Origin of the sequence: Aerococcus sp. NPDC058936, from assembly GCF_042741995.1 — a bacterium.
Taxonomy (GTDB): Bacteria; Bacillota; Bacilli; order Lactobacillales; family Aerococcaceae; genus Aerococcus.
Genome location: NZ_JBHYKZ010000012.1, coordinates 19,596 through 45,563 on the forward strand (window position 1 = coordinate 19,596; position 25,968 = coordinate 45,563).

A 25,968-nucleotide genomic window follows, 5' to 3' on the forward strand; every position below is an offset into this window, starting at 1 on the left:
TGACACAACCACCCCCTTTAATGACTATCATCCCAATAACGTCTATCCCTTTACTCCCGTGTTAGAAATCCCTTTGATGATGTATTTTTGTAAGAACAAGTAAATGATAATCATTGGCAAGACGACAATCGTCGCCGCAGCCATCAAGAGTTCAAAATAAGTCCCGGCTTCCGTTGTAAAGGCTTGTAGCCCAACTGGTAGCGGGCGTAAGTGGGTTTCATTAGTCACCATCAAAGGCCACATGAACGAATTCCAAGACCCAATCATCTTCAAAATAACTACTGTTACAATAGACGACTTAGACATAGGAACTAAAATCTGCCATAAGAAACGCCAGTCGCTAGCCCCATCTACCTTAGCAGCATAATATAATTGCTTTGGTACAGCCTCAAAGTTTTGTTTGAGTAAAAAGACTGAAAATACACTGGCTAAGAATGGGATTATCATGGCCCAGTAGCTATTGATCATGCCCATTTTAGACAAGGTTAAGTAGTTTGGAATCATGAGTAATTCAAAGGGCACCATCATAGTTGAAATCAAAATAGTGAATAAGATATTTTTACCGAAAAATTGCAATTTAGAAAAAGCAAAGGCGGCTAATATCGAGGTAATCACTTCCCCAATTGTTGACGACAGGGTGATGATGACCGAGTTGATAAAGTATTGTTCAAAGGGTGCCATGGTTAGGGCTGTTTCATAATTTGACCACTGCCAGTTTTCTGGTAGCCAGACCGGTGGAATAGCCAGGGTCTCCCCGGTTGTTTTAATGGACGTTGATACCATCCAAAAGAATGGCAGTATCATTGAAAAGGCACCGATTGTGAGCAATACGAAAGTGATGATTTGCCCAGCAGAGAGCTTCCGTTTTTGAATGCGTTGTTTGTGTTCCATAGGGTCACCTCCAGGCTATTGTTGGTTGATGTAACGATTGACGGCCATCTGCATTAAAGTAAAGACTAAGATAATCAAGAAGAGGATGATACCGGCTGCTGAAGCGAGGGCATATTGACTCTCTTCGTAAAATTTTTGAAAAATATAGTAAACCATGGTCAAAGCTGAGTTGGCTGGCCCCGGACGGCCATTAAACAAGGCGTATACTTCATCAAAAGCCTTAAATGAATTGATGACCCCCATAATGGATACTAAAAACATGGTTGATGTTAGGAGTGGCAGGGTAATGTTGGTAAATCGTTGCCAAGGGCCTGCCCCATCAATCTTAGCGGCAGCATAATAAGTATCCGAGATATTATTTAGGCCCACCAAGAAAATAACAATGTTAAAACCTAACCCCTTCCAAATGGACATCATAACAAGGGCTAACATGGCGAATTTAGGGTCTTCCATAAAGGCAATGGCCTCTATATTGAAAAATGATAAAAAGTAATTAATCAAGCCATAGTCTGAATGATAAAGCCAGCGCCAGACAATGGATACCGCGACTGTTGACGTGACAAAGGGTAAGAAATAAATCGACCGGAAAAAGCCGGATAAAAATTTAATCTGGTTGAGTAAAACAGCTATCCCTAAAGAGATCATGATAGAAACCGGCACAACACCTAAAACAAAAATGAAAGTATTTCGAATAGCTAACCAAAAATCACTATCTTGGAAAATTTCTTGAAAAGGGCCAAATCCGTATTCAAAGACCTCTTGGGTGAAGAAGTTGTAATCTTGCCACAGACTCATTTCAAACGACCTAAATATGGGCAGGATATTAAAAGTCACAATGACTAAGAGCATAGGTAATAAATATAAGTAAGCCTTTAAGGTTGACCGCCAAGTCGGTTTATCGATCATTGGAGATCACCAACTTTAACAAGTTGAACTGGATCTTGAACGTGGGTTTCAGCACTCGGTCCATCTATTGCGCGAGCTTCAATTGCCTGCCCTGTCGTATCAAAGTATAAGATATTTTCCGGCAAGATATCGAGGTAAATTTGGTCGCCAATTTGTGGTGCTTGATCTTGGTTAGACACTACGAATTGTGACACACCATCCGTTGAATGAATGGTAATGTCTTTTCCAATATGTTCGACCATAGTCACTTGACCAGTGATGATGGCTTGGTCTTTGTCGGCTTCTGGAATTCTGAATAAGTCCTCTGCCCGCACCCCGATAGCTTGGCAAGCTGCCTTATTCTCCGCATTCAAAGGTAATTTGTCCCACACTGTCCGGTAGGCGTCTTTCTCAAGCATATTGATAACTGGGGTTCCGATAAATTCGGCCACAAACCGGTTGTTTGGTTTAGCATATAAGGATACGGGGTCCGAGTATTGTTGGATTTGTCCTGAGTTTAAGACCATGACCTTGTCTGAAATACTCAAAGCTTCCGCTTGGTCATGGGTGACAAAAATAGTGGTAATCCCTGTTTCTAACTGGATACGGCGGATTTCTTGCCGCATTTCAATTCGCAGTCTAGCGTCCAAATTGGATAAGGGTTCATCCATCAGCAAAATAGACGGCTTCTTAGCCAAGGCGCGGGCAATAGCTACCCGTTGTTGTTGTCCACCTGAAAGCGCTGCTGGTTTCTTGTTGATATGATCTTCAATTTTCACCAATTGAGCTAATTCTAAAGCGCGTGCTTTTCGGTCATGCTTAGACATTTTGGCCATCTTCAATGGGAACATGATGTTTTCTAATACAGTTAAATGTGGGTATAAGGCATAGTTCTGAAAGACCATGCCTACCTTACGTTGAACGGCATCTTTACTAGTTACCTCTTCACCATTGAAGAAAATCTTGCCCTCACTTGGGAAAATAAGTCCTGAAATCAGCATCAATGTCGTTGATTTACCACAGCCACTTGGCCCTAAAATAGAGATTAGTTGACCTTCTGGAATCTCAAAATTAATTTCATCAAGTACATTGTTTTGTTTATCGTTGTAGCGCATTTGTACATCTTGGAATTTTACTTGCACCCTAGTCACCTCTTTATAGTCCTAACAATTTTTAAACCGCGAATAGATCCATTTCTTTCGCAGTAATACAGAATATCACGCTCACGTTAATTCTCCGTAAAATTTGGATATTGTTTGCGTAAATTCGAAATTTACACGAAATTTATGCAAAAAAGAAACCAAGTCCGTACCCGATTGCTTGCAGGTAAAGACTTGGTTTCTTGTTAAAATGCTTTATTCAAAAAATGGTAGGTCATCATTTGACTCTTGGAAATCTAGGGTAATTTCCTCGTCTTCTTGGTCTAGAGTTTGACTTTCTTCCGTAGCTACTTGCCCTTTTGGTTTATAGAAGGCCCGGTTGTCCATACCGAAAATACGAGCTGAAAATTCGCCAGGTTCTGTATGATCAAGGGCAGTTGTCATCATTTGAATAGACGCATCTAAGTTGTCTAAATGATGTAAGATTTCAGCTTCTAATAAATGCGGTGATACTGGGCTACCCCATTCTTGTTTACCGTGGTGGGCTAATACCATATGTTTCAACAAGACAACTTCTTCGCTATACTGGTCAAAACCTAATTTATCAACGGCAAGGGTAATCATTTCGTCGACAATCGAAATATGTCCAATTAGATTCCCTTCTACGGTATATTCAGTCGACATTGGATCAGTGAATTCAACTGTTTTACCAATATCATGAATAATCACACCGGCATACAATAAGTCTTTGTTAATATTATCGTATTGGCTGGCAACGGCTTGGGCTAAACGCAGCATTGAAATGGTATGGAAGCCTAAACCACCTACATAGGCATGGTGGTTCTTCTTCGCTGCTGGGTAGGTAAAGAAATCCCATGACACTTCACGTAATAGGTAACGAACGATGGCGTCAATAGTGGTATTTTCAAACCCTTCCACTGCAGCCAATACTTCATTCACCATTTCCGTTCTAGTCATTGGCCCACGTTCAACATAATCAGACGGATCATTTGGTTCCCCGTCAGTGGCTAGGCGAAGACTATTAATACGAACTTGTGGTTTACCGTTATAAAGTTCTCGTTTACCCGCTAAGGCAACAACTTGGCCCGAAGTATAGTGTTCAATATCTTGGTCAGTTGCGCCCCAGAACTTGCCCTCTATTGAGCCAGACCGGTCTTGGAAAGTAAATGAAATGTACTTTTTACCGTTACGGTCTTCTCGTACTTCGGCGACTTTTATCAAGACAAAGATATCGAAATTTTGGTCTAAAGCCACATCAAAAATTTGTAAGTTGTCCATGTATATCCTTTCTATCGCACACGTCTAGAGTACGTGTTGCGCTGGCGCTTCTACAAGGTCTAACAAGGTGTCGTCCACCGTGAAGAAAATAATTTGGTGCGACGCCGCGAATTTTTGTAAGAAGCGATAAATGTTTGACCGGTATTTACGGTCTAAATGTGAGAAGGCTTCATCAATAATGATCGGTAATTCAATGTTACCAAGCTGTGCATCCATAAAGGCGAACCGCATAGCCACGAATAATAAGGCTTTCTCCCCGCGAGACAATTGGTTTACAGACACTTCAGAATCATCCGCTAGACGAACCGTCATCCCCTCTTCACTAAAGGCTAAATTGGTAAAACGGCTATCCGATAAATCAACCAAGAACCGCGATGCGTTTGTTAAAACCCGTTCTTTGACATCTGACGATTCCCCAACTGTGGCCTTTTCAAAGGTCGCAATGGCCAACTTATTGGCTGCCCATTCAACAGACATTTGATAAGCTTCGTCTACTTGTGCTTGATAAGCTTGTAATAAATCTGGTGCCATACCCTCGCTAGCAATCTCTTGGATTTGGCTACGTTTGTCAGCAGTTGACCGAGTTAGGTCCGCAATTTCTGATTCCATGTCCGCAATCTTTTGACGTAAGTCAGTTAATTGTTGGTCGACTGGACGGTCTTGTTGTAAGTAGGTGGCCAAGTTTAAGTCTAAGTGGTTAGCTAAGATATCATGACGGTTTTGTTTTTGTTTCATTTGTTTTTGCTGGTCAATAGCTGCTAGTAACTCGTCACCAGACCGGTAATTATATTGGTCAAGGATTCGCTCTTGGTCAGCCTTAATAGCAGATAGTTCTGCCTGTAATTGTTGACGGCGGTTAGCGCGACTTTGTTCTTCATATGAAGCATAGTCTTGGTCTGCTTGTTGACGTCTTAAAGCTAAATAGTCATCTTCAAATTGTTGGAAGTAGGCATCTTCGCTGATTTCCCCAACTTCTAGTGAATTGGCATATTCAGCCCATTGTTGTTCGTGTGCTTTACCAAAGTTAGAGACACCAAGAGTCATTTCTAACTGTTGGATTTTGTGATCTAGATTAAAGATTTCATCTACATAAGTATCTTCTAACCATACTTGAGAAGAAATATTTGAAGAACCACCTTTTTCCGCTAATAATTTATCTAATTCAGTCACAATATCGGTTGATTCATCCGTTAAATGGGCTAATTGTTCTTCTTGAATTTCTTTGTTGCGGTGGACTTCGTTTAATTCAGATTGAATGTCTTCTAAATCTAAATCATAGGCTTCAAGTTTATCTTCAAATTGTTTTAACTTGGCATTTTGTACCATCATACCAATAATCAAAATAATAATACCTGCGATCGTCGCTGTCACGCCAGCACCAAATAGGAAGGTCATTGACGTCACAAAGTAAGCAATAAGTAAGACAATCCCCATTCCCGCAAGGACACCACCAAATAAGCGAATCCAACGGTCGTCTTGTCGGCCATTAGCCTCAAGTTCATCTCGTTCATAAGATAACTGAGTGTATTCATTTTCCAAAGAGCTAGCCTTTTCAGATAAGTTTGTCATATCACTTTGGCTGTGGTTATAGAAAATGCGTTTGTTTTCTAATTCTTTGTACCGTTGTTGCCAATAAGCTCTTTCATCTGCGGTTAATTCATCCGGTAACTCGGCCATTTCTTCAGCCCCAAGTAAGGACATTAACCGTTGCTTCTCATAACGACGTTCAATCAATTCTTGGCTGAATTCTTCATTCTGACGCATACGGTCTCTAAATGCACGGGCTTCAACTACCATTTGTTCACTGACATTTGGATGGTTCGCAATCCAGTCCATACCAGAAGAATTTCCAGCAGCAGTTTGATCCTCTGCTTCCGGCACATCATTTTCATCCGTTAATTCGGCCAATTGTTGGTTAATGTGTTGGCTTTGATTTTCATGTTGTAACCATTTATTAGCCAATTCAGGTTCGAATTCAATAAATTCAAAAGCAGTCAATTCATCGTGCAATTGTAGGTATTCGTTCATTGACGTAGACTGTTGGTTAGCTAATTCTAATTGAATTTCACTACTTGTTGCGTCCTTTAAGCTGGTTTGCAGACGGCTTAAACGACTAGATTCTTGCTCATAGGATTGGCGTAAATCAAAGTAAGCAGCTTCCTTATCTTGCGCCTTTATTAGTCTGCCTTCAGCTGTTTCAATCTCTTGGATCTTTTGGTTTAAGACTGGGTTCTTACCATTTGGCTTATAGATTTCTTCAGCCTGTTTAGCCATATTTGGCGTAATATCCGTTAAGACTTGGCGTCCTGACATCCCAATTGACATCAAGCTTTTAGCAAAGTCTTCTTCATCATCCCACACAAAGTCCATTAAATCATCTTCTGAAAAACCAAAGTAGGCAAGGTAATCTGTCTTACTTAAGTCATTCCACAAGAAAGAGACATCGTTTGTGACTTGTTTCTCCCCTTCGTTAATGGTGTAAGCCAGTTGTTGTTTGCTGTTTGTTTTGGTTCGTTCAATCATGACATCACCGTATTTAGTATTTGTAAGGTATAAACGGCCACCGTATTTGACATTATCGTTGGTATCATAATTTCTAGCATTTTTACGCCGTGTGTTTGGGAAACCAAACATGACACTTAATAGGAATGACATAAGGGTGGTTTTCCCTGACCCATTCAAGCCAGAAAAAACATTTAAATTGGGTGTTAGCTGGAAGGATTGGTCAACCCATTTTCCATACCCAAAAATCTCAAAGCGTTGAATATGCATGGCTAAAATCTCCTTTGTTCCTGGCTATAACTTGCTTGCTCTACAATGATTTTCTCTTTCGCCTTGGCCAAAACATCAGCCTTGAATTGGTCTGGGTCAATTGCAGAACCAATTAGTCGCTGCCATTGTCCGTTCTTTTCAAGGTCTTCAATGACTTTCTTGTATTGGTCAGTGTCTTGAACAATACTTTCGAAGGCTTGTTTCATACTCTCATTGAAGACTGGTGAAGGTGACCATACAGCCTGGTCTTTCACCTCAATATCAATTGAAACCAAGTAGACTTTCTGTTCACGACTGGCATTTTGATTGCGTAGTGACCATTGTAATTGTTCCAATAATTCTTCAGCATAGGTATTCCACCAGTATAGCGCTTCTTCATTTCCGTCTGTAAGGAAGGTCATGCGAGAAATCACATTAACTGCCTCATCTTTTGCGAACATGATATGTTCATGCAAGGCTGTTTCAATAGTGTTACGCAAGGTATCTAGACTGTTGACTGGACCTAGATCACGAGTTGAATGTTGGAATTGCCATTCAGCTGTTTCAATAAATTCTAATTCAGCTGGGACGCCCTTAGCTAAGTTGACGATTAAAGCGCCTTTAGCCCCGTCTTCCTTGAAGCTTGCCCCTTGAATATTTCCGGGGTACACCATAGCAGGATTTTCATAGATCACTTGTCCTTTATGAATGTGACCGAGCGCCCAGTAGTCATAGCCATGACTAGCTAATTGACTCGGGTTAAAAGGTGCATACCGTTTTTGCCCATCAGTAGATGAATTGTCTCCGTGCAGCATTCCAATATGGTAGTCGACTAGGGTATCACGGTTTGGATAGGCTTCTGACCGGTCTTCTGAAATCCATTGCTGGTCATAAGAGAAACCGGTAATAGCTACACTTTCCCCCGCTGATGTGGATAGGTATTTCGTTTCAGGTTCGGCTCCGAAAATATAGACATTCTTAGGTAATTTCAAACGATGATCAGCGTCAGCATCGAAGTCGTGGTTACCGTAAATCATGTATACTGGAATATCCGCGTCCGCTAACCGTTGCATTCCGTTGGAAAAGGCAAATTGCGCACGCAAAGTAGCACGAGCACCATGGTAGATATCACCGGCAATTAAGAAAAAGTCTACTTGTTCATTAATTGCTGTTTGAATTAAGTTGTCAAATGAATTTAAAGTTGCTTCTGATAAAGCATGTTGCAAGTAATCGTCTTTGATTGGTAAATTTTTGAAGGTCTGGTCTAAATGCAAATCTGCTGTGTGTATAAATCTCACCATATTGATTACTCCGTTCATAAATTTATTGGCATTTTGCTTAGAAATTGTTAAATTGCCTTATTCTTATTTTAACATACAGACCTGAAACTTGTGAAAGATGAGGCCGTCTTAAAGGATTTTAAAGAATCTAAAAATTGGAAAAATAGCCATAAAAAAGAGCGAGATGATCATCTCGCCCTATTTTAAGCTTGAAGCCTCTGTTAAACTAGCTTCGTCTTTTAATTTAATTTTTGCTAATCAACTAGAACTACGCTTCTGTTTGCCCTTCTGCTTGTTCTGCTAATGATTGGTATACTTCGTTAATTGGCCCAGAAACACCTTTGTTGATGTCTTCAACTAAAGTGTTTAAAGCACGCTCTTTATCCATCAAGCTAGAAATGACTTCGTTGTTCGCTAATTTCTCTTGTAATTCGTTGGCATTTTTTTCATCTTCTTCAGTAATTTCTTGGCCTAATTGGGCTTTGAATTGGAAGCTTGATTGTAATGCACGGAATTCAGTGTAGATATCGAATGCTTCTTGGTCATTTTTTAGTGCTTCAACAGCTGCTACTAAATCTTTATAAGCTGCTTCTTCACGGATGTCACGTTCTAATTGGTTAATTGTATCGTAAATATTTGACAAAATGTTCACTCCTCAAAAATGTTCTCAAGACCATGACAGCTGGGTCACGTCCTTAGTTGCTATTTAACAATAGTTATCAATTCGAGCGTCAGGCAACTTGATGTTGCACTGCCTCTTTTCAACTACATTTTCCAATATAACATGCTTTCAGAATCATTGAAAGCCAAAAGGGGTGGCCTATTGTCCGCCAAATAATCCTTGGAAGAATTCTTGTACAGAATCGAAGACTGATCCGCCTGTTGATTCACTTTCAGACGTTGATTCCTCTGAAGATGATTCTTCAGATGCTGTAGCTTCTTCAGATTGAATTTGATTATATTCATCATACGCTGATTGCACCGTAAATTCAGTTCCTGGGCTGGCATTCAAGATACCCTCTAGGATGTCTGAGAAGGCCAATTTAGATGATCCTTCTGACTGATACCATAAGTAAGTATCTTCATCGGTATCATCAAATCCAAACCAAGTGGCAATAACTACATCAGGTGTATAGGCAATATCCCATTCATCTTTGTTCCCTGAAGAGAAGTTGGCAGATTCAGCTGAACCTGTCTTACCAGCAATCTCATAGCCTTCAGGTTCCATAGTCGAACCAGTACCACCATCATCATAAACAGACATTAGAATCGAGGTCATTTCGTCAGCCACTTCTTCTGATACTGCTTGGTTTTGAACTGGTTCTTGTTCTTCAACCACTATATTTCCTTGTTGGTCTTCAATTCGGGTAATATATTGCCCTTCAGAACGCACCCCACCGTTAGCGAAAGCAGAATAGGCAGAGGCCATTTGTAGTGGGGATACCCCACCATCGTCGAAAGCACCCAAGGCTAAACCTAAGTTTTTATCGGCTTCAGTATATGGAATGCCAAAGTCATCTAATTTAGATACGGCTGCATTCACACCGAGTTCATTCATCAACCAAACAGCTGATGTATTTTTCGACTTGGCTACTGCATCCCATAGTAGGATCTCCCCTACTGATTTAAAGTCCCAGTTTTGTACCGTATAGTTATCCGTCCCGTATGACAGTTCTTCATCATCCAGGATGACAGATTGAGCAGTGTAGCCTTTTTCCAAGGCTAGGGCATAAACCAATAATGGTTTGATGGTTGAAGCAGGACTTCTTGAAATTTGCGTTGCCCGGTTAAAGCCCCTAAATGAGTAGTCGCCGGTACCACCGACTGAGGCCATTACCCCACCAGTTGTTGGGTCCATCACAACGGACGCTGATTGGGCTAACTCACCAGCTGGCGACGTTGGGAATAGCGATGTATTCTCATATGAAGCCTCTATTTCCGTTTGGTAAGATTGATTTAAGTTGGTATAAATCTTGTAATTACCGTTCATAATATCTTCTTCAGATAAGCCGTATTTATCAATTGCCTCATTGATTACCGCATCGAAGTAATAAGGATAAGCATAGGCATCGCTAGAAGTGTCATTATTCATTTGTACCAATTCCGTATTAATCGCGGCATTGGCTTCCTCTTGTGTGATGAATTCATTATCGGCCATTAATTGTAAAATGGTATTACGGCGTTCCACCGTCGCATCATAATCATCCACTGGGTTATAAATGGTTGGGCCTTTCAATGCACCGGCAATGACCGCTGCATTATCAACAGTCACCTCGGATGCTGACACGCCAAAGTATTTCAAGCTGGCATCCTCTACCCCATAAGCACCGTTACCGAAGTAGGCATTGTTTAAATACATTTCTAAAATTTCATCTTTTGTATAATTCTTTTCGATTTCAAAAGCCAAGAACAACTCTTTTAATTTACGCATTAAGGACTGATCATTGTCTAAAAAAGCACTCTTCACTAATTGCTGGGTAATAGTTGACCCACCACCGACAATTTGTCCACTAGTTAAATAACCAAAAGCTGCACGGGCAATCCCAATGGGGTCAAACCCTTGGTGGTTATAAAAGCGTTTATCCTCTGTTGAAATGACTGCATCTTGAATATTGGTCGATATATCTGCCAATTCAACATAGGTACCGGCATCATTGGAAATTTCACCAGCATACTCCCCGTCTTGGTCATAAAACTCCGTTGTTACTTGCAGTTTAGCAGGCAGGTCACTCACATCAGTCGTTTTGGCCCCTATCAGTAAATAGGATTCAAAGACAAAACCAAGTACCAAGATGATCAAAATCAACCATCGGGTAATCCGATATCGTTGCCACAAGCTGCGGAACTTTTGCCACAAAGTGGGATTTGAATCATCCGAATACATGTCTCGATCATTCGATTCAAAATTATTTCGCATTGTTTTCTTCCTATCTTATTTGTCTACATTATTTTCCATTTTTCATTACTATTTTACCAAAAATCCCAGTCAATCACTCGGACTCTGGTTGGATATTGCAAAAAATGTCTGGCCTAAAAAGCGATCAGCCGGACATTTCAACCTATTCTCGCACGCAGTAAAACAAAGCACAATAGGATGAAGCGATTATTAACATAAATTTAGTAAGATAGCAAAAAAGTAACTAGCATTTTCTATTACAAAATTGCCAGCTACTTGCCTCATTCAAATTAACATTTATTTTTCAGACAGTATTAAGATAAAATAGCCAGACCCAGTCCGGTCGCTGTCCTCACCACTTGACGAATAGATAGAAAAGTCTTGCACCACCAAGGTAGCCGTATAAGAATCAGATTCTTGGCTAAAGGTAGCTTGATCAATCGTTAAAGAAATATTCTCCGCTTCCGTTAATTCCTCAAGTCCAGTTAAGTCAAAGGTTAACACTTCCCCGCTATCCTTGTCGGTTACTTGTAAACTAGTTACGTCTACTATTTCATGACTAAAGTTCTTTCCTAAAGCCGTAAAGGTCACCGGGCTATCATAGGCATTCAATAAGACCAGGTCACCGCCACCACTACTAGTAAAGGCAGTGGATGACCCTTCGTCAAAGTTTAAGTGGGCTGAGAAATAATAACTGTCTGAATAGTCAGCATCGTAATTATCGTCCGTATGAACACCGTCAAAGGCCCGCAAGTCTTGGTAGACATCAAAATCTTCTGGTATTGACGACACCCGTCCTAATTCATTATACTTGTCTAAATATCTCAGCGACTGCTTCATTTTCTGAGCGGTCGTTTCATCCAACTGTTCAACGTTTTCCGGCGTTAATTGCAATTGGCCGGCCGTTACCAAATCAGGATTGTCAGCAATAATATCGTTGACTATTTTTCCTTGGCTAGCCACTGATACAGAAATCGCATCAACTGGTGGCATCATAGCCACAAATAAACCAGCCACAAGCACCGGCGGTAACCATTCATTTTTGATCAGGTATAAAACCGCCCCAACAGCTGAAATCGAGCAGAAGAGCATCAACATATACCGACTCATGGTCACCCCATATACATTAGAATAGATGACTGACCGGTAAATTTGAAATACCGAGGCAATCAGAACTGCCACCGCATAAATCTGAGTAAACCGGACAATAAAAGGCCGTTGAATCGCCGCTACTAAGAAGAGGATCATCCAGCCCACCACCAAGTAGGACACCATCACAATTTCAATCGTAATATCCGTCCAATTCCCCAAAGTCGAGAAGAAATAGATGAAAATAATCATCGTATACACCGTTACGATAGGGATAAATATTTTGGTTAAAAGGATATCCAAGAATTTGCTAACATTAGAGGACATCTTACCTTCTTCTTCGATAAAAGGTCGGGTGAATACCGACTGCTGAGACAAGATATACCAAGGAAAGAAAATGTATATAAGTACTGAAAAGATATCCCAATACAATTCATCCTCAACATTAGAAATTAGGATGGACCATCCAGCCAAGACCAAGCTAATACCGATCATTAAGATACTGGTATAAACCGCCGAGACAAAGAATGATTTAAACCAAATCCGGAAACTCTGGGCAAAATCCAGCCCTTCATTCTTAATCGACGGTAACCAAATAATCAGTAAAGATAGTAAGAACATAGCAATATTGGTTCGAGTAAACAGGTGGCTAGAGTAGAAATCCCCCGTCCGACTGGCAAAAAGATAATAAACGACTGCCCCAAATCCGGCCACACCTTGAAGGCCAAGCGTCTGAACCCGACTGCCATCTTTCACAAAACGCTCATAAGCCACCTGGACCACAGTCGCCAGCAACATGCCGATCGTACTGGCATAAATCCCTACCTCAGCCATCATCGTTGGCTGGTCATAAGGCATACGATTCACATACATCGACAGCGCAGCCGCAATAAACCCAAACACGACTACCATTGGAAACCGTAGTAAACTACCCTTCCACTCATCTAGAGATTGAAACCTCCGCATCATCAGCACCTCCCAAATAGGTAAATAGATTTTTAAATCGCTTTCTTATCTATCTATTATACCATTGAGATTATAAAAAGTAGCATCATACAGTAGAAAACAGGAAATTTTACACAATAGAAAAGCGTGATTAGGATTTATCTTTCCTGACCACGCTTGGTTGGATTAATCTAATTTGTCATTTTCATAATGGTGGGTCAACTCTAGCTTATTAAAAGATTGTTGACGTTGTACTTCATAAATCACCAAGGCCGCACAATTCGATAAGTTCAATGAACGCACATGGGTATCATCCATTGGAATACGAATGCATTGGTCTTCATGCGCACGCATAAAAGCTTCTGGCAATCCTGTTGTTTCTTTTCCAAACATCAAGAAGATATCTTGCTCTTGATCATTATTACCGTAATCAATATCTGAATACACATGGTTAGCAAATTTTGTTACTAAATATAATTGGTTATCGCCTAGATATTCCATGAAGGCATCTAGGTTTGCATGGTAAGTAATATCTACAGCATTCCAATAGTCCAAACCAGCACGTTTTAAATGCTTGTCATCTGTTTTAAATCCTAAAGGCTCAATCAAATGTAGGTGGGTATCAGTCGCTGCACAAGTACGGGCAATATTTCCTGTATTTGCTGGAATTTCTGGTTCAAATAATACAATATGGTTAGTCATTCTGTCGCTTCTTTCTATATAAATAATGTTTTCGTCACGTATACGAAACCAAATGGCTTCTTTCGCCCATTGATTATATCATATTTTAAAGTTATTCGGTCCCTTCCAGTGATTGTCTTTATTGCCTTTTTTTCTACACCAATAGAGAATTTTGTTATGATATTCATTAGGAAAAAAGAAAAACCATCGTCGTTAGATGTAATGACATGTAAATCATGTTTGAAAGGATTGACTATGAAAGACAATAAAAAACACACGAGCACGACCAATTGGGGGCTAGTCTTTGTGATGGCTGGCGCCATGACTGCAACCTTAGTCGGTTCAGGATTTGCGACCGGTCAAGAAATCATGCAATACTTTGTAGCCCACGAATGGACAGGCATTTTAGGGGTCATCGCCACCTTCCTAACAATAGGCTTTTCAAGCGATGCCTTCTTTAAAGCTGGTTTAGCCAGTAAACAAAACCTTGATAGTCCAAATGACGTCTTCAAGGTATTTGCCGGTGATAAAATCGGTGGCTTGTATAAATACATCGCCTTAATCACCCTATTTCTAACCTATGCCGTAATGGTTGCTGGCGCTGGTGCCACCATCCAACAACAATTTGGTGTTCCCGTATATATAGGTTCTGGCTTTATGTATATGGCTTCCGCCATAACCGTGATGTTGGGTATGGACAAAATCACCAGTATTTTAGGAAATATTGGCCCGACGATTGCCGTTTTTGCCGTTGTTTTAGGTTTACTCAGTTTATACACTAATAACGGTGACCTTGGTCAAGCTTCTGGCATGGTCCAAAATGCCGTAGCCTCAGGCACTATTCAAGCTGCTTCAGAAAATTGGTTGGTGTCCGCTTTAAACTATGTGGGCTTGATTATTATGCTAAACGCTGGTTTTATTGCCCAAATTGGTATTCAAGCCAATAATCAGACAGAAACGAAGACAGCAGCCCTTTTCTCATCTGGGATCTATGCCCTAGGTATTTTCATCTTGTACATGGCTTTTATGGGCGCATTCTCACTGATTGCGGGTACACAAGTACCGACTTTAACCATCGCAAACCAACTGCATCCATGGCTTGGCTATGCCTTCATCGTAATCATCCTATTGGCGATTTACTCGACTGTTGTATCCATGTTGTGGAATGTGGCAGCATCCGTAACGACTGATGGCACGACTTATAATAAAGTGGCCACGGCCGTTTTAGGTTTCGTTGCGACGGCTATTGGCTTGTTTCTACCTTTTGACCAACTAGTTAATATCGTCTATGTGGTGGCTGGTTATTTCGGGATTATCTTCCTATTTATGATGATTTGGCGGGCTGTGACTAGACTATTAGACAAATAATAGGTAAATTTGGGAATTGTTTTTTTCGTGGTATAATGTTCTTGATTTAAACTTTAAATAGAAAGAAGGATGTTTACATGCAGATTGGTATACCAAGAGAGATTAAGGCGCAAGAGGACCGCGTTGGTTTAACGCCTGGTAATGTACGAACTTTGATCAATAACGGCCACGAAGTGCTGGTTGAAGCGGGTGCTGGTACCGGCGCAGGCTTTACGGACGGGGAATATGCTTCGGCCGGTGCCCGTATTGAAGATCAACCAGCGACAATTTGGGCCAGCGAGATGGTCATCAAAGTCAAAGAACCGTTAGCATCTGAATACGACTACTTCCACGAAGGATTGATCTTGTTCGCCTACTTACATTTGGCGCCAGAGCTTCAACTAACTGACGCCCTGTTAGCCCATAAAGTAACGGCTATCGCCTATGAAACCATGGTGGAAAATGGCAGCCTGCCACTACTAACACCTATGTCTGAAGTTGCTGGACGAATGGCAATCCAAATTGGTGCCCACTACCTAGAAAAACAAAACGGTGGTTCTGGTATCTTACTTTCAGGTGTACCAGGTGTTGCTTCCGGTCACGTCGTTGTCATTGGTGGTGGTACCGTTGGTTACAACGCAGCCAAAGTAGCTGTTGGCATGGGCGCTCGCGTAACGATTTTAGACGTCAACACTGGTCGCCTTGCCCATCTAGAAGACATCTTAAACGGCAAAGTGACTACCCTAATGTCCAGCGAAGAAAATATCCGTCAAGTCCTCAAAGATGCGGATGTTGTCGTTGGGTCTGTATTAGTCACGGGTCGTCGCGCACCGGTACTCGTATCCGAAGAAATGGTTCAGACGATGAAAGCTGGATCAGTATTGGTGGATATCGCCGTTGACCAAGGTGGTAATTTCGAAACCACCCGCCCAACAACCCACCAAGACCCAGTCTATGTAAAACATGGGGTAACCCACTATACGGTAGCCAATATCCCGGGTGCAGTGCCACGTACCTCAACATTGGCTTTAACCAATGCCACTATCAAATTTGCCAACCAAATCATTAACCAAGGTGTAGAAGCAGCTGCCAAAAACAGCGAAACCGTTCTAACTGGCATCAACGCTTACCAAGGTCACCTGACCCAAGAAGGCGTAGCCGAATCACAAAACCGTGACTACACACCCATCCAAGACCTACTAAGCAAATAAAATAAAGTTGATATCAGCACCAAAAAAACCGCCCCCTCTGAATGTAGAGGCCCCCAAAAGTTAGACCAAAAATCTAACTTTTGGGGTCCACTATAGAAAAGAATAGCGGTTTTTTTGTTTTGTTAACGATCAATTTGATTCAGCTTGCAAATTCTATTAACACACATCTAGTAAGACAAATAGGTATCTTAAAACGTTTTTGACCATTATCAAACAATTAACCAAGCTACCAGCACCACACCTGTGCACATAGCTTTGAAAGCAATCTTGCTTTTTAGATGTTCATTTTTTAAATTGCCCATTAGACATTACAAACTATGTATCAAAAGTCTAACGTGCAAATACAGCTGTTCTTTTCAGGAAGTTTTGCGTTCTTTCTTCTTGTGTGTGATCAAAGACTTCTTCAGGTGTCCCTTGTTCAACAATGTTGCCATTTTCCATGAAGATCACTCTATCCGCAACTTCATAAGCAAATTGCATTTCATGGGTCACAATGACTAAAGTAGATCCGCCTTGGGCTACATCTTTAATGACTTCCAAGGTTTCCCCTACTAACTCTGGGTCTAAGGCCGATGTTGGTTCATCGAATAGAATAACTTCTGGGTTCAAGGCCAAAGCGCGCGCTATCCCCACACGTTGTTGTTGCCCACCTGAAAGTTCATGTGGATAGTGGTCTTCTTTTCCTTCCAAACCAACCTTAGCTAAAAGGTCTCGCCCTTTTTCTGTTGCTTGTTTCTTAGGCACTTTACGGGCAATCACTAAACCTTCAATGACATTTTCTAAAGCCGTCCGGTTTGAAAATAGGGCATATTGTTGGAAAACCATAGCTGTTTTCTTACGAATATCTAGAATTTCTTTCTTAGAAACTTTTTCAAAGTCTACTTGTTGGTCCCCAATTTTCAGGTGGCCTTTATCCGCACGCTCTAAAAAGTTAAGGCAACGTAGGAAGGTGGTCTTCCCTGAACCAGATGGGCCAATAATTACGACCACCTCGCCTTGGTTAATGGTTAAATCGATCCCTTTAAGGATCTCATTTTGATCAAATTTTTTGTGGATATTTTCAACTTGTATCATAGGGCACTTCCTTTCACAAATTTTCTAGTATAATTGCGTTCAAATAATTGCGATACTTGTTCCACTGTAATCGACAGCGCCCAGTAAATAATAGCTGCTGCAATATAAGATTCTAGGAAGGTATAGCTAGTTGTCGCTGTAATTAAGGCCCCGTTCAAGACATCGACCACTGATACCAAGGATACTAGTGAAGACGCCTTGATTAAGACAATTAATTGGCTACAAATCATGGGTAATGCAATAGGAATCATTTGTGGGAAAATGACCCGGGCAATGGTTTGAAATTGGGTGAAACCAATGGATGCTGCTGCATCCCATTGGTCTTTTGGAATGGCAGATAAGGCACCACGGAAAATCTCCGAAATAGAAATGGTGGCCGTGAAACTAAGGACGAGAATGCCAATGTATTCACGGTTGATATCTGAAAAACGTATCGGCAAGCTTAAGCTAGTGGCTACTTGATCGAACAAGTCTGAGAAAAGTAGGTAAGCAACCATTAAGCTTAGCACAACTGGTACCCCTTTCCCGACGGTAATGAGTCCGCCAAGAAATTTGCTTAGAATAGGCACTTGGAAGAAACGTGCCAGTGCGATGAGTAGGCCAAAGATAATCCCAATGAATAAGGGAATGAAGGCCAAGCGCAAGGTGACTGGGATAAATGGAACAGCTGCTTTAAAGGCTTCTGCTATTGCTGTAAAATCGATGGGCATTGTAGCACCCTCCTTTCTTTATTCGGTATAGTCAGCACCAAGGATTTCGGTGGAAAGTTCTGATAAAGTGCCTTCTTGTCGTAATTCTTTGATGGCCCCGTCAACGGCTGTTTGTAATGCTTCATCGCCTTGCTGGAAGACGTAGTAAATACCAGCAGTTTTTAGGGCTTCGTCTGAGGCTTGCAAGTTGATATCGAATTGTTCGTTGTATTTATCAACGTCAAATTTTGTTAAAATGGCTGCGTCTGCTGTCCCGTTTTTTAGACCAGAGACTAATAATTCACCGTTCACTTCACTGTAAACAATTTCTATGGCATTATCATTTTCAGCGTTATAGGTCTCTAAAATATTGGCTACCTCGCTAGCTGGGGACGCGAATACCTTTTTGCCTTTAAGGTCATCTAAAGATTGGTAAACTTGACCGGTAGATTCATCGGCTACGATATGGTGGGCGTAATTGTTGTAAGCTTCTTCCCCGTATAGGTATTTGGCCCCGCGTTCGTCGTTATAAGCGTAGTTGTGGGCTGCAAGTTGGACCTTGTCGGCTGAAAGTGACGTTAGGATGTTTTTGAAGTCCATAGATTCATATTCAAAGTTGTATTGGTCTAACTTTTCGTCCACCGCCCGCAAGACTTCAATGTCATACCCTTGTAAGTCTTCATTTTCATCTAGGTAAACAAAGGGTTGGTAAGCATTCCCTGTTCCCACAATAACGGTTTCTGCATCTGGATTAGCTGTGGCTTCTTCATCAGTTGCTTCAGCTGATCCGCAAGCTGCTAGTAAAAAGGATGAGGCAATACCCGTTAATATAAACTGTTTTTTTAATCTTGCTTGTATCATTTTCTTCATATTTTAAATCCCACTTTCTCCCTTTTATTGTGTATAATCATCGCCTAAATATTCGATTGATAATTCTGCTAAAGTTCCTTCATCAATCAACTCTTGGACAGCGCCATCAACGGCTTGCTGTAATTCTTCATCGTCTTTTCTATATAAGAAATTGGCTTTTGAGCCACTAACTGGTTGTTCTGAAATGGCCAAGTTGGCATTGAATTGTTCGTTGTATTTGTTACCGTCATATTCTTTTAAAATTCCTGCATCAGCTGTACCGTTTTGTAGGCTAGAAATAAAGATTTCACTACCACCTTCGTTATAGACGATGTTGATTTGTTCATCTTCCCCGTGTTCGCTGTTGTATTCTTCAACGACATGGGCTTCGTTAGCCCCTGGTGAGGCGATCACATTTTTCCCTTGTAGGTCGTCTAAGCTGTTGTATTCGCCCTCACCTTCAATCGAAATAATATGTAAGGTGATATTGTTATAGCCAACTTCACCAAAGAGATATTTTTCCGCTCGTTCATCATTGTATTGATATTGATGGGCCGCTAAATCAACTTTCCCAGCTTGTAGCGAAGTCAAGATATTCTTGAAGTCTGACGACTCGTATTCAAAGTTATATTGGTCTAATTTTTCATCGACGGCCTTCAACACGGCCACGTCATAACCATCTAATTCGCCGTTTTCATCTAAGTAAACAAATGGTTGGTAGGCATTCCCTGTCCCAACAACAATCGTTTCTGCATCCGGATTGGACGCTGCTTCTTGGTCTTCTGAAGCATCCGCATTCCCGCAAGCACCAAGTAATAAGGCTGAAGCAATACCCGTTAACACAAACCCTTTTTTAATTTTATTTCCAAATATTTTCTTCATATCATGATGTCCACCTTTTCATTTTCTATTGAGTGTAATCGTCACCTAAGTATTCAACCGATAATTCTTTCAAAGTCCCGTCATCAATCAACTCTTGTAAGGCACCGTCAACAGCCTCTTTCAGCTCTTCGTCAGCCTTGTCATACAAAAAGTAGGTTTTTGAAACTGAAATCGGTTCAGAGGCAATCTCTAAGTTGGCATCAAATTGCTCATTGTATTTGTTGGTGTCATATTTAGTTAAAATTCCTGCATCTGCCGTCCCGTTTTGTAAACCTGAAACAAAGATTTCACTGGCACTTTCGTTATAAATAATGGAGATTTGTTCATCTGCATTTTCATGTTCACTGTTATATTGTTCCAATAAGTAAGCCACGTTAGATCCCGGTGATGCGAATACTTTCTTACCTTGTAGATCATCTAAAGTTGCATATTGTTCATTGCCTGCAATGTTGACAATATATAGGGTGTAGTCGGTATAGCCCACTTCCCCGTAAAGGTATTTCTCCGCTCGTTCATCATTATATTCATATTGGTGAGCCGCTAAATCAATCTTTCCAGCTGACAATGAGGTCAAGATATTCTTGAAATCAGATGACTCATATTCAAAATTGTAGTCGGCTAATTTTTCGTCAATCGCTTCAAGGACAGCCACATCATATCCTGTTAATTCGCCATTTTCATCTAAGTAAACAAAGGGTTGGTAGCCATTCCCTGTCCCAACGATAACTGTCTCTGCATCCGGATTCGATGATGCTGCTGCGTCTTCATCCGTCGCTTCAGCTGACCCGCAAGCTGCAAGGACCGCTGTTGCTGCAAAAGTTAATAATCCCCATCGTATAAAAGCTGTTTTCTTCTTCATTAGTAGGTCTCCCCTTTTCCACTTTTAAGTGTATATGTGTTAAATAGTTCATCATTTTTAATTAAAATCTCTGGATCAAGTCCTGCCGGCGCCACTTCAGCTTTCTCTTTCGATTGGAATTGGAATCGTTTAGATAACCAAGCAAAGACCCGCTCCAAGATAATAGATAGAACGATGAAGATGATGGCTGCCACGAAATACCCTTCAAGCGACCGGTAAGTTAAAGCCGCTAAAGCCCGAACCTTCCCAATCACATCGATGACCCCTAGTGAGAAGGCAAGTGATGTATCTTGTAATAAGCTGACAATCATGGTTCCTGTAGCAGGAATAGCGATCCGTACCGCTTGTGGCAAAATGATTCGCCGGTAGGTTTGCATTTTGGTCAAGCCAACAGAGGCTGCCGCTTCCTTCTGGTCGGTAGCGACACTTGAAATCGCTGACCGGAAGATTTCTGAGAAAAAGGCCGCCGTACTCAAACCGTATGTAATATAAACGTAGTCAATCTTTTCAATATTGGCTAAAGCCGTAAAGACAATCGGTAGCCCGTAATAAACTAAGAACAATTGCACTAGAATTGGCGTCCCTCTGATGAAAGACACAAACACCTGACTAATTTGTGACAAGACCGGCACTTTTTCAATTCTCACAAAAGCAATTGCCAAGCCGAGTACTATTCCGACTGCTGTTGCAAGTGCCACAATTGCTAGTGTCGTAGGGAGTGCGGATAATATTTTTGGGAAAAAGGATACAATATATTCCCATTTAAAAAATTCTGACATGCGTTTTTCCTCCTATTTGTTGGAACCGTTTCGTCGGCTATTCAGCCACTAAAATGTCAAATCATTAAATTGTCAAATCTTGGTATTCATAATAAGGTGCATCAACCCGAAGGACGCTTTCATCAAACCGTTCAGGAATCAAGACTTTATATAAGGAAACGCCAATATCATTGGGATCTTCTCTTGTACCTAAGACTTTATAGCCATTTCTTAAATACATGTCCAATAACCATGGATGTCTCTTACCAGAAGTTCCTAAGACATAGGCTGGTGCTTTTAAGGTCTTCACCAAGAATTCTTCTTCCACTTGTTTAAGGAATTTCTTTCCAACCCCTTGTCCTTTAAATTCATTAGCAGTCGCAAACCACCACAAGAAAGGATAGTGTGAAATCGGTCTGTCATTTTCCCATGGTTGTCGAATCGTGATGGTTGAAATCAACTGGCCATCTCGCTCCAAGACTAGGGCAATCCCTGTTTCAATATTTTCAATGACTGATTCTAACGTAGCGTTCGTTGACGGCCAATCAATACCTAAGTCCTTCACCTCTTGGAATGACTCTTGAATAAGGGCTAAATATGCTGGTGCGTCCTCTTTTGTAGCAATTCTTATACGATCTTTTCCCATCTTGCTGCCTCCTTTATAACCTCGTGGCCGATACGGCTGGTAAATCTATAAAGTTGTTCATCAATTCGATTGGTTACACTGTCTTCGATAATAAAATCTCTACCATCTTTCACTACCTGGTCTTGCGTTGCAAAGGTTGACTGTAACAATTCTTCTGAACCCAGTTCCTTCAATACAGGCTCCAAAGCATATTGTAAGGCCAACAAGTGGTGTTTTGACCCACCTAAGCCCAAGCCATAAACCACCTTGTCTTGGAGTGCCTTTTGCGGCAGTACATCAAGATACGCCTTTAAAATCCCTGAGTAGCTCCCTTGGAAGATTGGTGTAAATACCAAAACCCCATCTGAATTCAATACTTGTTGGTTGACCGCTTGGATGGTCTTATCCGTATAGTCCGCCGTCATCAAAGCTTCAGCCGGTAACATATGGACTTGAATCACCTGCGTTTGAATCTTATATTCGAATAACACCTGCTGGGCATAGGCCACCAAACCATTCAATCGTGAAGATAATGAATTTGCGCCTACAATTAAAGTTACTTTTGTCATATCCTTCCCTCTTTCTTTGGTGATTGCTTTCATTGATTTCATACATCTAAACATTTTTGAAAAATAAAAACCCCTCCCTAATAAACAACCCTGTTTATTAAGAAGGGGCGATTGGTTAACGATCGCGGTGCCACCCTTATTCAAATTGCCCTCGCGAGCAATTTCTTATCCAGTAAATACCTTACATACTGAAAGAAATAACGGTCCCACCCGTCTAACCAGCTTTCACTGACTAGATGCTCAGAGCTCATTTTCATTATCGGTAAACATCTGATTTCACCAAATTCAGACTCGCTGTGGATTACCTGCATAACTACTCTACTCATCAAAGCAATTGGTTATAAAAATGATGTGCAACTTTTGCTTGCAGTAAATTTAACAAATCTCATGCATCTGCATCAATATTACTGCCTAGGAAAAACAATCAATGAATTGCCTTTCGTCTCATCGACCCTCTTTTTGAAAAAGGACAAAAACCCTTATCCTACTTAGCTTTTCATCCGATTATCATCTTTTTTTAATCGTTAACCGCTATCATCACTGATATAGAAGTGACAGAAATAGCGAGCAAAAACCACCCATTAAAGAACAATTTTTGTGCTTTGTGTGCCTTTTAAGTAAATCTTATACACTAAAAAACACCCTAATATCAGTATTTGTCAGACTTTGGACAAAAAACTTGATAAACTTTTCCGGTTATCATTTGACCTGGATAAGCGATCAATAGTAGACACCTATCACAAATGACCGAAAAAAATAGACATGACCAATTGATGATCATGCCTATTAATCTCTATTAGAAAGAGGTTCGGTTAGAACTTATCTAGCACGCCCACTGCTTTTTAAGGCAATGATAGATAAAGTATAAGCCGAAAGCTTACTTAATTACTGATTGAAATTATTATTCTGAAGGATTTTCGAAGGCTGGTTGTAAGTGACCACTTGCCGCTAGTTGTTCTAAGTAGTCATAGACTTCTTGTGAGGTAAAAGCTGCTTTCAATGCTTGGATTTTTTCTGAATCTGCATTACCTTCACGAGTCACGATTTGTAAGGCAAAACGGTTAGAATCATCTTCTTCTAAGAATAATGCATCTGCTGGTGTTAAGCCAATTTCAGAAATATAAGTTGGGTAGTTAAAGACCAAGTCCACCCCATCTTCATATGCAGCGTTTAAATTCAACAGATCCACATGGGTAAAGGTCAGGTTTTTGTCATTTTCTGTAATATCATCAACTGTTACAAAGGTTTCATCCGGTACATCGATCAATCCTTGGGCGTCTAAAATATGTAAAGCGCGGGCTTCATTGGTCATATCACTAGGGATAGCTACTTCTGCACCGCCTTCAATATCCTCAATACTGTCATATTCAGGTGCATAGAAACCAACGATAGCATTATAAATCGGCTGGATGGCTACTAGATCACCATCACGCTCTTCATTGAAAACTTCCATAAATGGTTCGTGTTGGGCAAATGAGGCATCTGCTTCATCATTTAAAACTGCTTCGTTATATTGAATGTTATCTGAAACTTCAACCAATTCAATTGTGTAAGGTTCCTCCACCACTTCCGCAGCCAATTCCACGATATCAGTCATTGGTGTGGTATGAGACGCTACTTTAATCACTGTATCTTCACTTGATGTTGCCGATTCAGTCCCCGTTGTCTCTGTAGATTCGCTCCCGTTACCGCATGCCGCAAGCAACAAACTTGCTGATAATACCCCTGTAAACAATAAACCTTTCTTCATACATCTTACCTCCAATTTTTTTGTAAAAAGATTACCTTATTTTAAGCTGGCGTCAACAAAAGAAAATATAGCCATTTTCCAATGAATTGTGCCTCAACAACCACTCACTTAACGGTGGTCGACTTTCTTAGCTAGTTTAAGTCCTAACCACTGACAAACTTGTACGATCACAATAATCAATACAATGGCCGTGTACATCATGTCAGTTTCATAACGCTGGTAGCCATAGCGAATGGCGAAGTCACCAATCCCCCCTCCGCCGACAACTCCCATAATTGTCGAATAGGAGATGAACGACACAAATGCCGTCGTATAGCCAATAATTAAGGACGATTTGGCTTCAACGAAAAGGAACTTGGTCACCAATTGCCAGGTGTTAGCCCCTAAAGCATCGGCTGTTTCAAGGACACCGGGGTCAACGTCCAGTAACGACTGCTCGACAAAGCGGGCATATAGAGCGATGGCAATCACCATCATTGGAAAGGATGCCGCCACTGGGTCCCCTGTCGCTCGCCCGTAAGTCGCTCGAATCAGCGGTTGCATAGAGACAACCAATAGTAAAAATGGGAATGACCGGATAATGTTAACGATAAAGGATAAGACCTGGTAGACTAGCTTATTTTCTCTTGGATTATCCTCATTGGTTAAGAATAAAATCGTCCCTAATGGTAGGCCTAAAATTATTGCTGCCACCATAGCAAAAACCATCATAATCCCTGTTTCACCTAGACTTTCAATGATTTTAGGTAGAAATTCAATCAACCGTTGGCCATATGCTTGTAGGTTATTCATTGCCTTCAAGCACCTCCAATACATGGTCAGCGTAAGACTGGTTACCGTCTGAACCAGCCCCAGTATCTGGCTTGACTGTTACCACTTGATTGACTTGTCCCTTTTCTAAAATGGCAGCCCGTTGGCACAAGGATTTTATGACTTCAAGCTCATGAGTTACCACAATCATGGTCATTGGATAGGCTTTATGGGCAGCCTTTAATACTTTCACAATCTCGCCTGTAGTTCGGGTATCCAAGGCTGATGTCGGTTCGTCAGCTAATAAGACTTTTGGACGAGTAATTAAGGCACGGGCAATCCCCACTCGTTGTTTTTGACCACCAGATAATTGACTTGGGTAGTGGTCTTTTTTATTTGCTAAACCCACAAAGGTCAAGACCTCATCCACACTTAAAGGATTATCATACTTGTGCAAACTTAAGGGTAAGGCAACATTTTCGGCAACTGTTTTATTGTTTAATAGGTTAAATTGTTGAAAGACCATACTGATGTCTTTTCGAAATGCCCGCAAGTCTCTCCCAGATAAGTCATTGACTAGGACATCGTCTACTAGAACTTGTCCAAAGCTGGGCTTTTCAAGGGCATTGATAAAACGCAACAAAGTCGATTTACCAGCCCCACTTTCACCAACTAAGCCAAATATTTCTCGATATTGAATATTTAAGTTCACCTGGTCCAGGGCTTGTATGCGGTTACCATTATTGACGAACTCTTTTGACACTTGCTTGAAATCGATCATGTATCTA

23 protein-coding genes and 1 other annotated feature are annotated in these 25,968 nt (G+C 41.0%); of the genes, 2 read left to right on the forward strand and 21 right to left on the reverse strand.

The features are described 5' to 3' along the window. Positions 1–42: 42 nt before the first annotated feature. The 10 genes from ACFW0C_RS09235 to trmL all read right to left on the reverse strand — a co-directional run bounded on the left by ACFW0C_RS09235 (position 43) and on the right by trmL (position 13,838). Positions 43–891, reverse strand: coding sequence for a carbohydrate ABC transporter permease (locus tag ACFW0C_RS09235; RefSeq protein WP_338191939.1), 849 nt, complete (start codon positions 889–891; stop codon positions 43–45). A 15-nt stretch (positions 892–906) separates the two neighbouring features. After that, entirely contained in the window at positions 907–1,797 is an 891-nt protein-coding gene (locus ACFW0C_RS09240) for a sugar ABC transporter permease (RefSeq protein WP_338191940.1), read from the reverse strand. Then, entirely contained in the window at positions 1,794–2,918 is a 1,125-nt protein-coding gene (locus ACFW0C_RS09245) for an ABC transporter ATP-binding protein (protein ID WP_338191941.1), read from the reverse strand. Before ACFW0C_RS09245 ends, ACFW0C_RS09240 begins: the two co-directional genes overlap by 4 nt. A 213-nt stretch (positions 2,919–3,131) precedes the next feature. Further along, positions 3,132–4,175 (reverse strand): OB-fold nucleic acid binding domain-containing protein, encoded by a 1,044-nt coding sequence (locus tag ACFW0C_RS09250; protein ID WP_338191942.1) that lies wholly within the window; start codon positions 4,173–4,175, stop codon positions 3,132–3,134. 24 nt (positions 4,176–4,199) lie between these two features. Further along, positions 4,200–6,947 carry an AAA family ATPase gene (locus ACFW0C_RS09255; protein WP_378106918.1) on the reverse strand — a complete coding sequence of 916 codons (2,748 nt, stop codon included), beginning with the start codon at positions 6,945–6,947 and terminating at the stop codon, positions 4,200–4,202. Between the two features lie 2 nt (positions 6,948–6,949). Beyond that, positions 6,950–8,227 (reverse strand): exonuclease SbcCD subunit D, encoded by a 1,278-nt coding sequence (locus ACFW0C_RS09260; protein ID WP_378106919.1) that lies wholly within the window; start codon positions 8,225–8,227, stop codon positions 6,950–6,952. Between the two features lie 247 nt (positions 8,228–8,474). Then, positions 8,475–8,858, reverse strand: a complete 384-nt coding sequence (locus tag ACFW0C_RS09265) for a YlbF family regulator (RefSeq protein ID WP_026465470.1) — start codon at positions 8,856–8,858, stop codon at positions 8,475–8,477. 168 nt (positions 8,859–9,026) lie between these two features. Beyond that, positions 9,027–11,123: a transglycosylase domain-containing protein gene (locus ACFW0C_RS09270; RefSeq protein ID WP_378106920.1), complete on the reverse strand. Its 2,097-nt coding sequence runs from the start codon at positions 11,121–11,123 to the stop codon at positions 9,027–9,029. 276 nt (positions 11,124–11,399) lie between these two features. After that, entirely contained in the window at positions 11,400–13,160 is a 1,761-nt protein-coding gene (locus tag ACFW0C_RS09275; protein ID WP_378106921.1) for a DUF4153 domain-containing protein, read from the reverse strand. A 162-nt stretch (positions 13,161–13,322) separates the two neighbouring features. Further along, positions 13,323–13,838, reverse strand: a complete 516-nt coding sequence (trmL, locus tag ACFW0C_RS09280) for a tRNA (uridine(34)/cytosine(34)/5-carboxymethylaminomethyluridine(34)-2'-O)-methyltransferase TrmL (RefSeq protein ID WP_378106922.1) — start codon at positions 13,836–13,838, stop codon at positions 13,323–13,325. Between the two features lie 234 nt (positions 13,839–14,072). On the opposite strand from trmL, the gene ACFW0C_RS09285 reads away from it, so the two are divergent. After that, positions 14,073–15,185 (forward strand): hypothetical protein, encoded by a 1,113-nt coding sequence (locus ACFW0C_RS09285; protein WP_378106923.1) that lies wholly within the window; start codon positions 14,073–14,075, stop codon positions 15,183–15,185. A 77-nt stretch (positions 15,186–15,262) separates the two neighbouring features. After that, a complete protein-coding gene (gene ald, locus ACFW0C_RS09290; RefSeq protein ID WP_378106924.1) occupies positions 15,263–16,375 on the forward strand; it encodes an alanine dehydrogenase in 1,113 nt (370 codons plus the stop codon). 330 nt (positions 16,376–16,705) lie between these two features. Here ald and ACFW0C_RS09295 read toward each other — a convergent pair whose 3' ends face one another. From ACFW0C_RS09295 to ACFW0C_RS09345, 11 genes are all read right to left on the reverse strand, one after another. Continuing rightward, complete coding sequence (locus ACFW0C_RS09295) at positions 16,706–17,449, reverse strand: amino acid ABC transporter ATP-binding protein (protein ID WP_378106925.1); 744 nt, start codon at positions 17,447–17,449, stop codon at positions 16,706–16,708. After that, positions 17,446–18,159 (reverse strand): ABC transporter permease subunit, encoded by a 714-nt coding sequence (locus ACFW0C_RS09300; RefSeq protein WP_378106927.1) that lies wholly within the window; start codon positions 18,157–18,159, stop codon positions 17,446–17,448. Before ACFW0C_RS09300 ends, ACFW0C_RS09295 begins: the two co-directional genes overlap by 4 nt. An 18-nt stretch (positions 18,160–18,177) precedes the next feature. Next, complete coding sequence (locus ACFW0C_RS09305; RefSeq protein ID WP_378106929.1) at positions 18,178–19,008, reverse strand: transporter substrate-binding domain-containing protein; 831 nt, start codon at positions 19,006–19,008, stop codon at positions 18,178–18,180. A gap of 24 nt (positions 19,009–19,032) precedes the next feature. Further along, entirely contained in the window at positions 19,033–19,869 is an 837-nt protein-coding gene (locus ACFW0C_RS09310; protein WP_378106931.1) for a transporter substrate-binding domain-containing protein, read from the reverse strand. 25 nt (positions 19,870–19,894) lie between these two features. Continuing rightward, on the reverse strand, positions 19,895–20,728 hold the full coding sequence (locus ACFW0C_RS09315) for a transporter substrate-binding domain-containing protein (protein WP_378106933.1): 834 nt from the start codon (positions 20,726–20,728) through the stop codon (positions 19,895–19,897). Further along, positions 20,728–21,507, reverse strand: a complete 780-nt coding sequence (locus ACFW0C_RS09320) for an amino acid ABC transporter permease (protein ID WP_378106935.1) — start codon at positions 21,505–21,507, stop codon at positions 20,728–20,730. The genes ACFW0C_RS09315 and ACFW0C_RS09320 overlap by 1 nt, the downstream gene beginning before the upstream one ends. Before the next feature lie 64 nt (positions 21,508–21,571). Then, the gene (locus ACFW0C_RS09325; RefSeq protein WP_378106937.1) at positions 21,572–22,132 is read right to left on the reverse strand and encodes a GNAT family N-acetyltransferase; all 561 of its coding nucleotides are present in this window, start codon (positions 22,130–22,132) and stop codon (positions 21,572–21,574) included. Beyond that, the gene (locus ACFW0C_RS09330) at positions 22,114–22,680 is read right to left on the reverse strand and encodes an NAD(P)H-dependent oxidoreductase (protein ID WP_378106939.1); all 567 of its coding nucleotides are present in this window, start codon (positions 22,678–22,680) and stop codon (positions 22,114–22,116) included. The genes ACFW0C_RS09325 and ACFW0C_RS09330 overlap by 19 nt, the downstream gene beginning before the upstream one ends. Before the next feature lie 100 nt (positions 22,681–22,780). Continuing rightward, positions 22,781–23,018, reverse strand: a binding site (T-box leader). A gap of 563 nt (positions 23,019–23,581) precedes the next feature. After that, positions 23,582–24,430, reverse strand: coding sequence for a MetQ/NlpA family ABC transporter substrate-binding protein (locus tag ACFW0C_RS09335; protein ID WP_378106940.1), 849 nt, complete (start codon positions 24,428–24,430; stop codon positions 23,582–23,584). A 108-nt stretch (positions 24,431–24,538) separates the two neighbouring features. Next, positions 24,539–25,222 (reverse strand): methionine ABC transporter permease, encoded by a 684-nt coding sequence (locus ACFW0C_RS09340; protein ID WP_378106983.1) that lies wholly within the window; start codon positions 25,220–25,222, stop codon positions 24,539–24,541. Further along, a complete protein-coding gene (locus tag ACFW0C_RS09345; protein WP_378106942.1) occupies positions 25,215–25,961 on the reverse strand; it encodes a methionine ABC transporter ATP-binding protein in 747 nt (248 codons plus the stop codon). The genes ACFW0C_RS09340 and ACFW0C_RS09345 overlap by 8 nt, the downstream gene beginning before the upstream one ends. Between the last annotated feature and the right edge of the window lie 7 nt (positions 25,962–25,968).

What these genes read in the sequence shown, in the direction of transcription:
- ACFW0C_RS09235 (WP_338191939.1), bottom strand. Translation starts at nt 891, where the DNA reads ATGGAACACAAACAACGCATTCAAAAACGGAAGCTCTCTGCTGGGCAA.
- ACFW0C_RS09240 (WP_338191940.1), bottom strand. Translation starts at nt 1,797, where the DNA reads ATGATCGATAAACCGACTTGGCGGTCAACCTTAAAGGCTTACTTATAT.
- ACFW0C_RS09250 (WP_338191942.1), bottom strand. Translation starts at nt 4,175, where the DNA reads ATGGACAACTTACAAATTTTTGATGTGGCTTTAGACCAAAATTTCGAT.
- ACFW0C_RS09255 (WP_378106918.1), bottom strand. Translation starts at nt 6,947, where the DNA reads ATGCATATTCAACGCTTTGAGATTTTTGGGTATGGAAAATGGGTTGAC.
- ACFW0C_RS09260 (WP_378106919.1), bottom strand. Translation starts at nt 8,227, where the DNA reads ATGGTGAGATTTATACACACAGCAGATTTGCATTTAGACCAGACCTTC.
- ACFW0C_RS09270 (WP_378106920.1), bottom strand. Translation starts at nt 11,123, where the DNA reads ATGCGAAATAATTTTGAATCGAATGATCGAGACATGTATTCGGATGAT.
- ACFW0C_RS09275 (WP_378106921.1), bottom strand. Translation starts at nt 13,160, where the DNA reads ATGATGCGGAGGTTTCAATCTCTAGATGAGTGGAAGGGTAGTTTACTA.
- trmL (WP_378106922.1), bottom strand. Translation starts at nt 13,838, where the DNA reads ATGACTAACCATATTGTATTATTTGAACCAGAAATTCCAGCAAATACA.
- ACFW0C_RS09285 (WP_378106923.1), top strand. Translation starts at nt 14,073, where the DNA reads ATGAAAGACAATAAAAAACACACGAGCACGACCAATTGGGGGCTAGTC.
- ald (WP_378106924.1), top strand. Translation starts at nt 15,263, where the DNA reads ATGCAGATTGGTATACCAAGAGAGATTAAGGCGCAAGAGGACCGCGTT.
- ACFW0C_RS09295 (WP_378106925.1), bottom strand. Translation starts at nt 17,449, where the DNA reads ATGATACAAGTTGAAAATATCCACAAAAAATTTGATCAAAATGAGATC.
- ACFW0C_RS09300 (WP_378106927.1), bottom strand. Translation starts at nt 18,159, where the DNA reads ATGCCCATCGATTTTACAGCAATAGCAGAAGCCTTTAAAGCAGCTGTT.
- ACFW0C_RS09305 (WP_378106929.1), bottom strand. Translation starts at nt 19,008, where the DNA reads ATGAAGAAAATGATACAAGCAAGATTAAAAAAACAGTTTATATTAACG.
- ACFW0C_RS09310 (WP_378106931.1), bottom strand. Translation starts at nt 19,869, where the DNA reads ATGAAGAAAATATTTGGAAATAAAATTAAAAAAGGGTTTGTGTTAACG.
- ACFW0C_RS09315 (WP_378106933.1), bottom strand. Translation starts at nt 20,728, where the DNA reads ATGAAGAAGAAAACAGCTTTTATACGATGGGGATTATTAACTTTTGCA.
- ACFW0C_RS09320 (WP_378106935.1), bottom strand. Translation starts at nt 21,507, where the DNA reads ATGTCAGAATTTTTTAAATGGGAATATATTGTATCCTTTTTCCCAAAA.
- ACFW0C_RS09325 (WP_378106937.1), bottom strand. Translation starts at nt 22,132, where the DNA reads ATGGGAAAAGATCGTATAAGAATTGCTACAAAAGAGGACGCACCAGCA.
- ACFW0C_RS09330 (WP_378106939.1), bottom strand. Translation starts at nt 22,680, where the DNA reads ATGACAAAAGTAACTTTAATTGTAGGCGCAAATTCATTATCTTCACGA.
- ACFW0C_RS09335 (WP_378106940.1), bottom strand. Translation starts at nt 24,430, where the DNA reads ATGAAGAAAGGTTTATTGTTTACAGGGGTATTATCAGCAAGTTTGTTG.
- ACFW0C_RS09340 (WP_378106983.1), bottom strand. Translation starts at nt 25,222, where the DNA reads ATGAATAACCTACAAGCATATGGCCAACGGTTGATTGAATTTCTACCT.
- ACFW0C_RS09345 (WP_378106942.1), bottom strand. Translation starts at nt 25,961, where the DNA reads ATGATCGATTTCAAGCAAGTGTCAAAAGAGTTCGTCAATAATGGTAAC.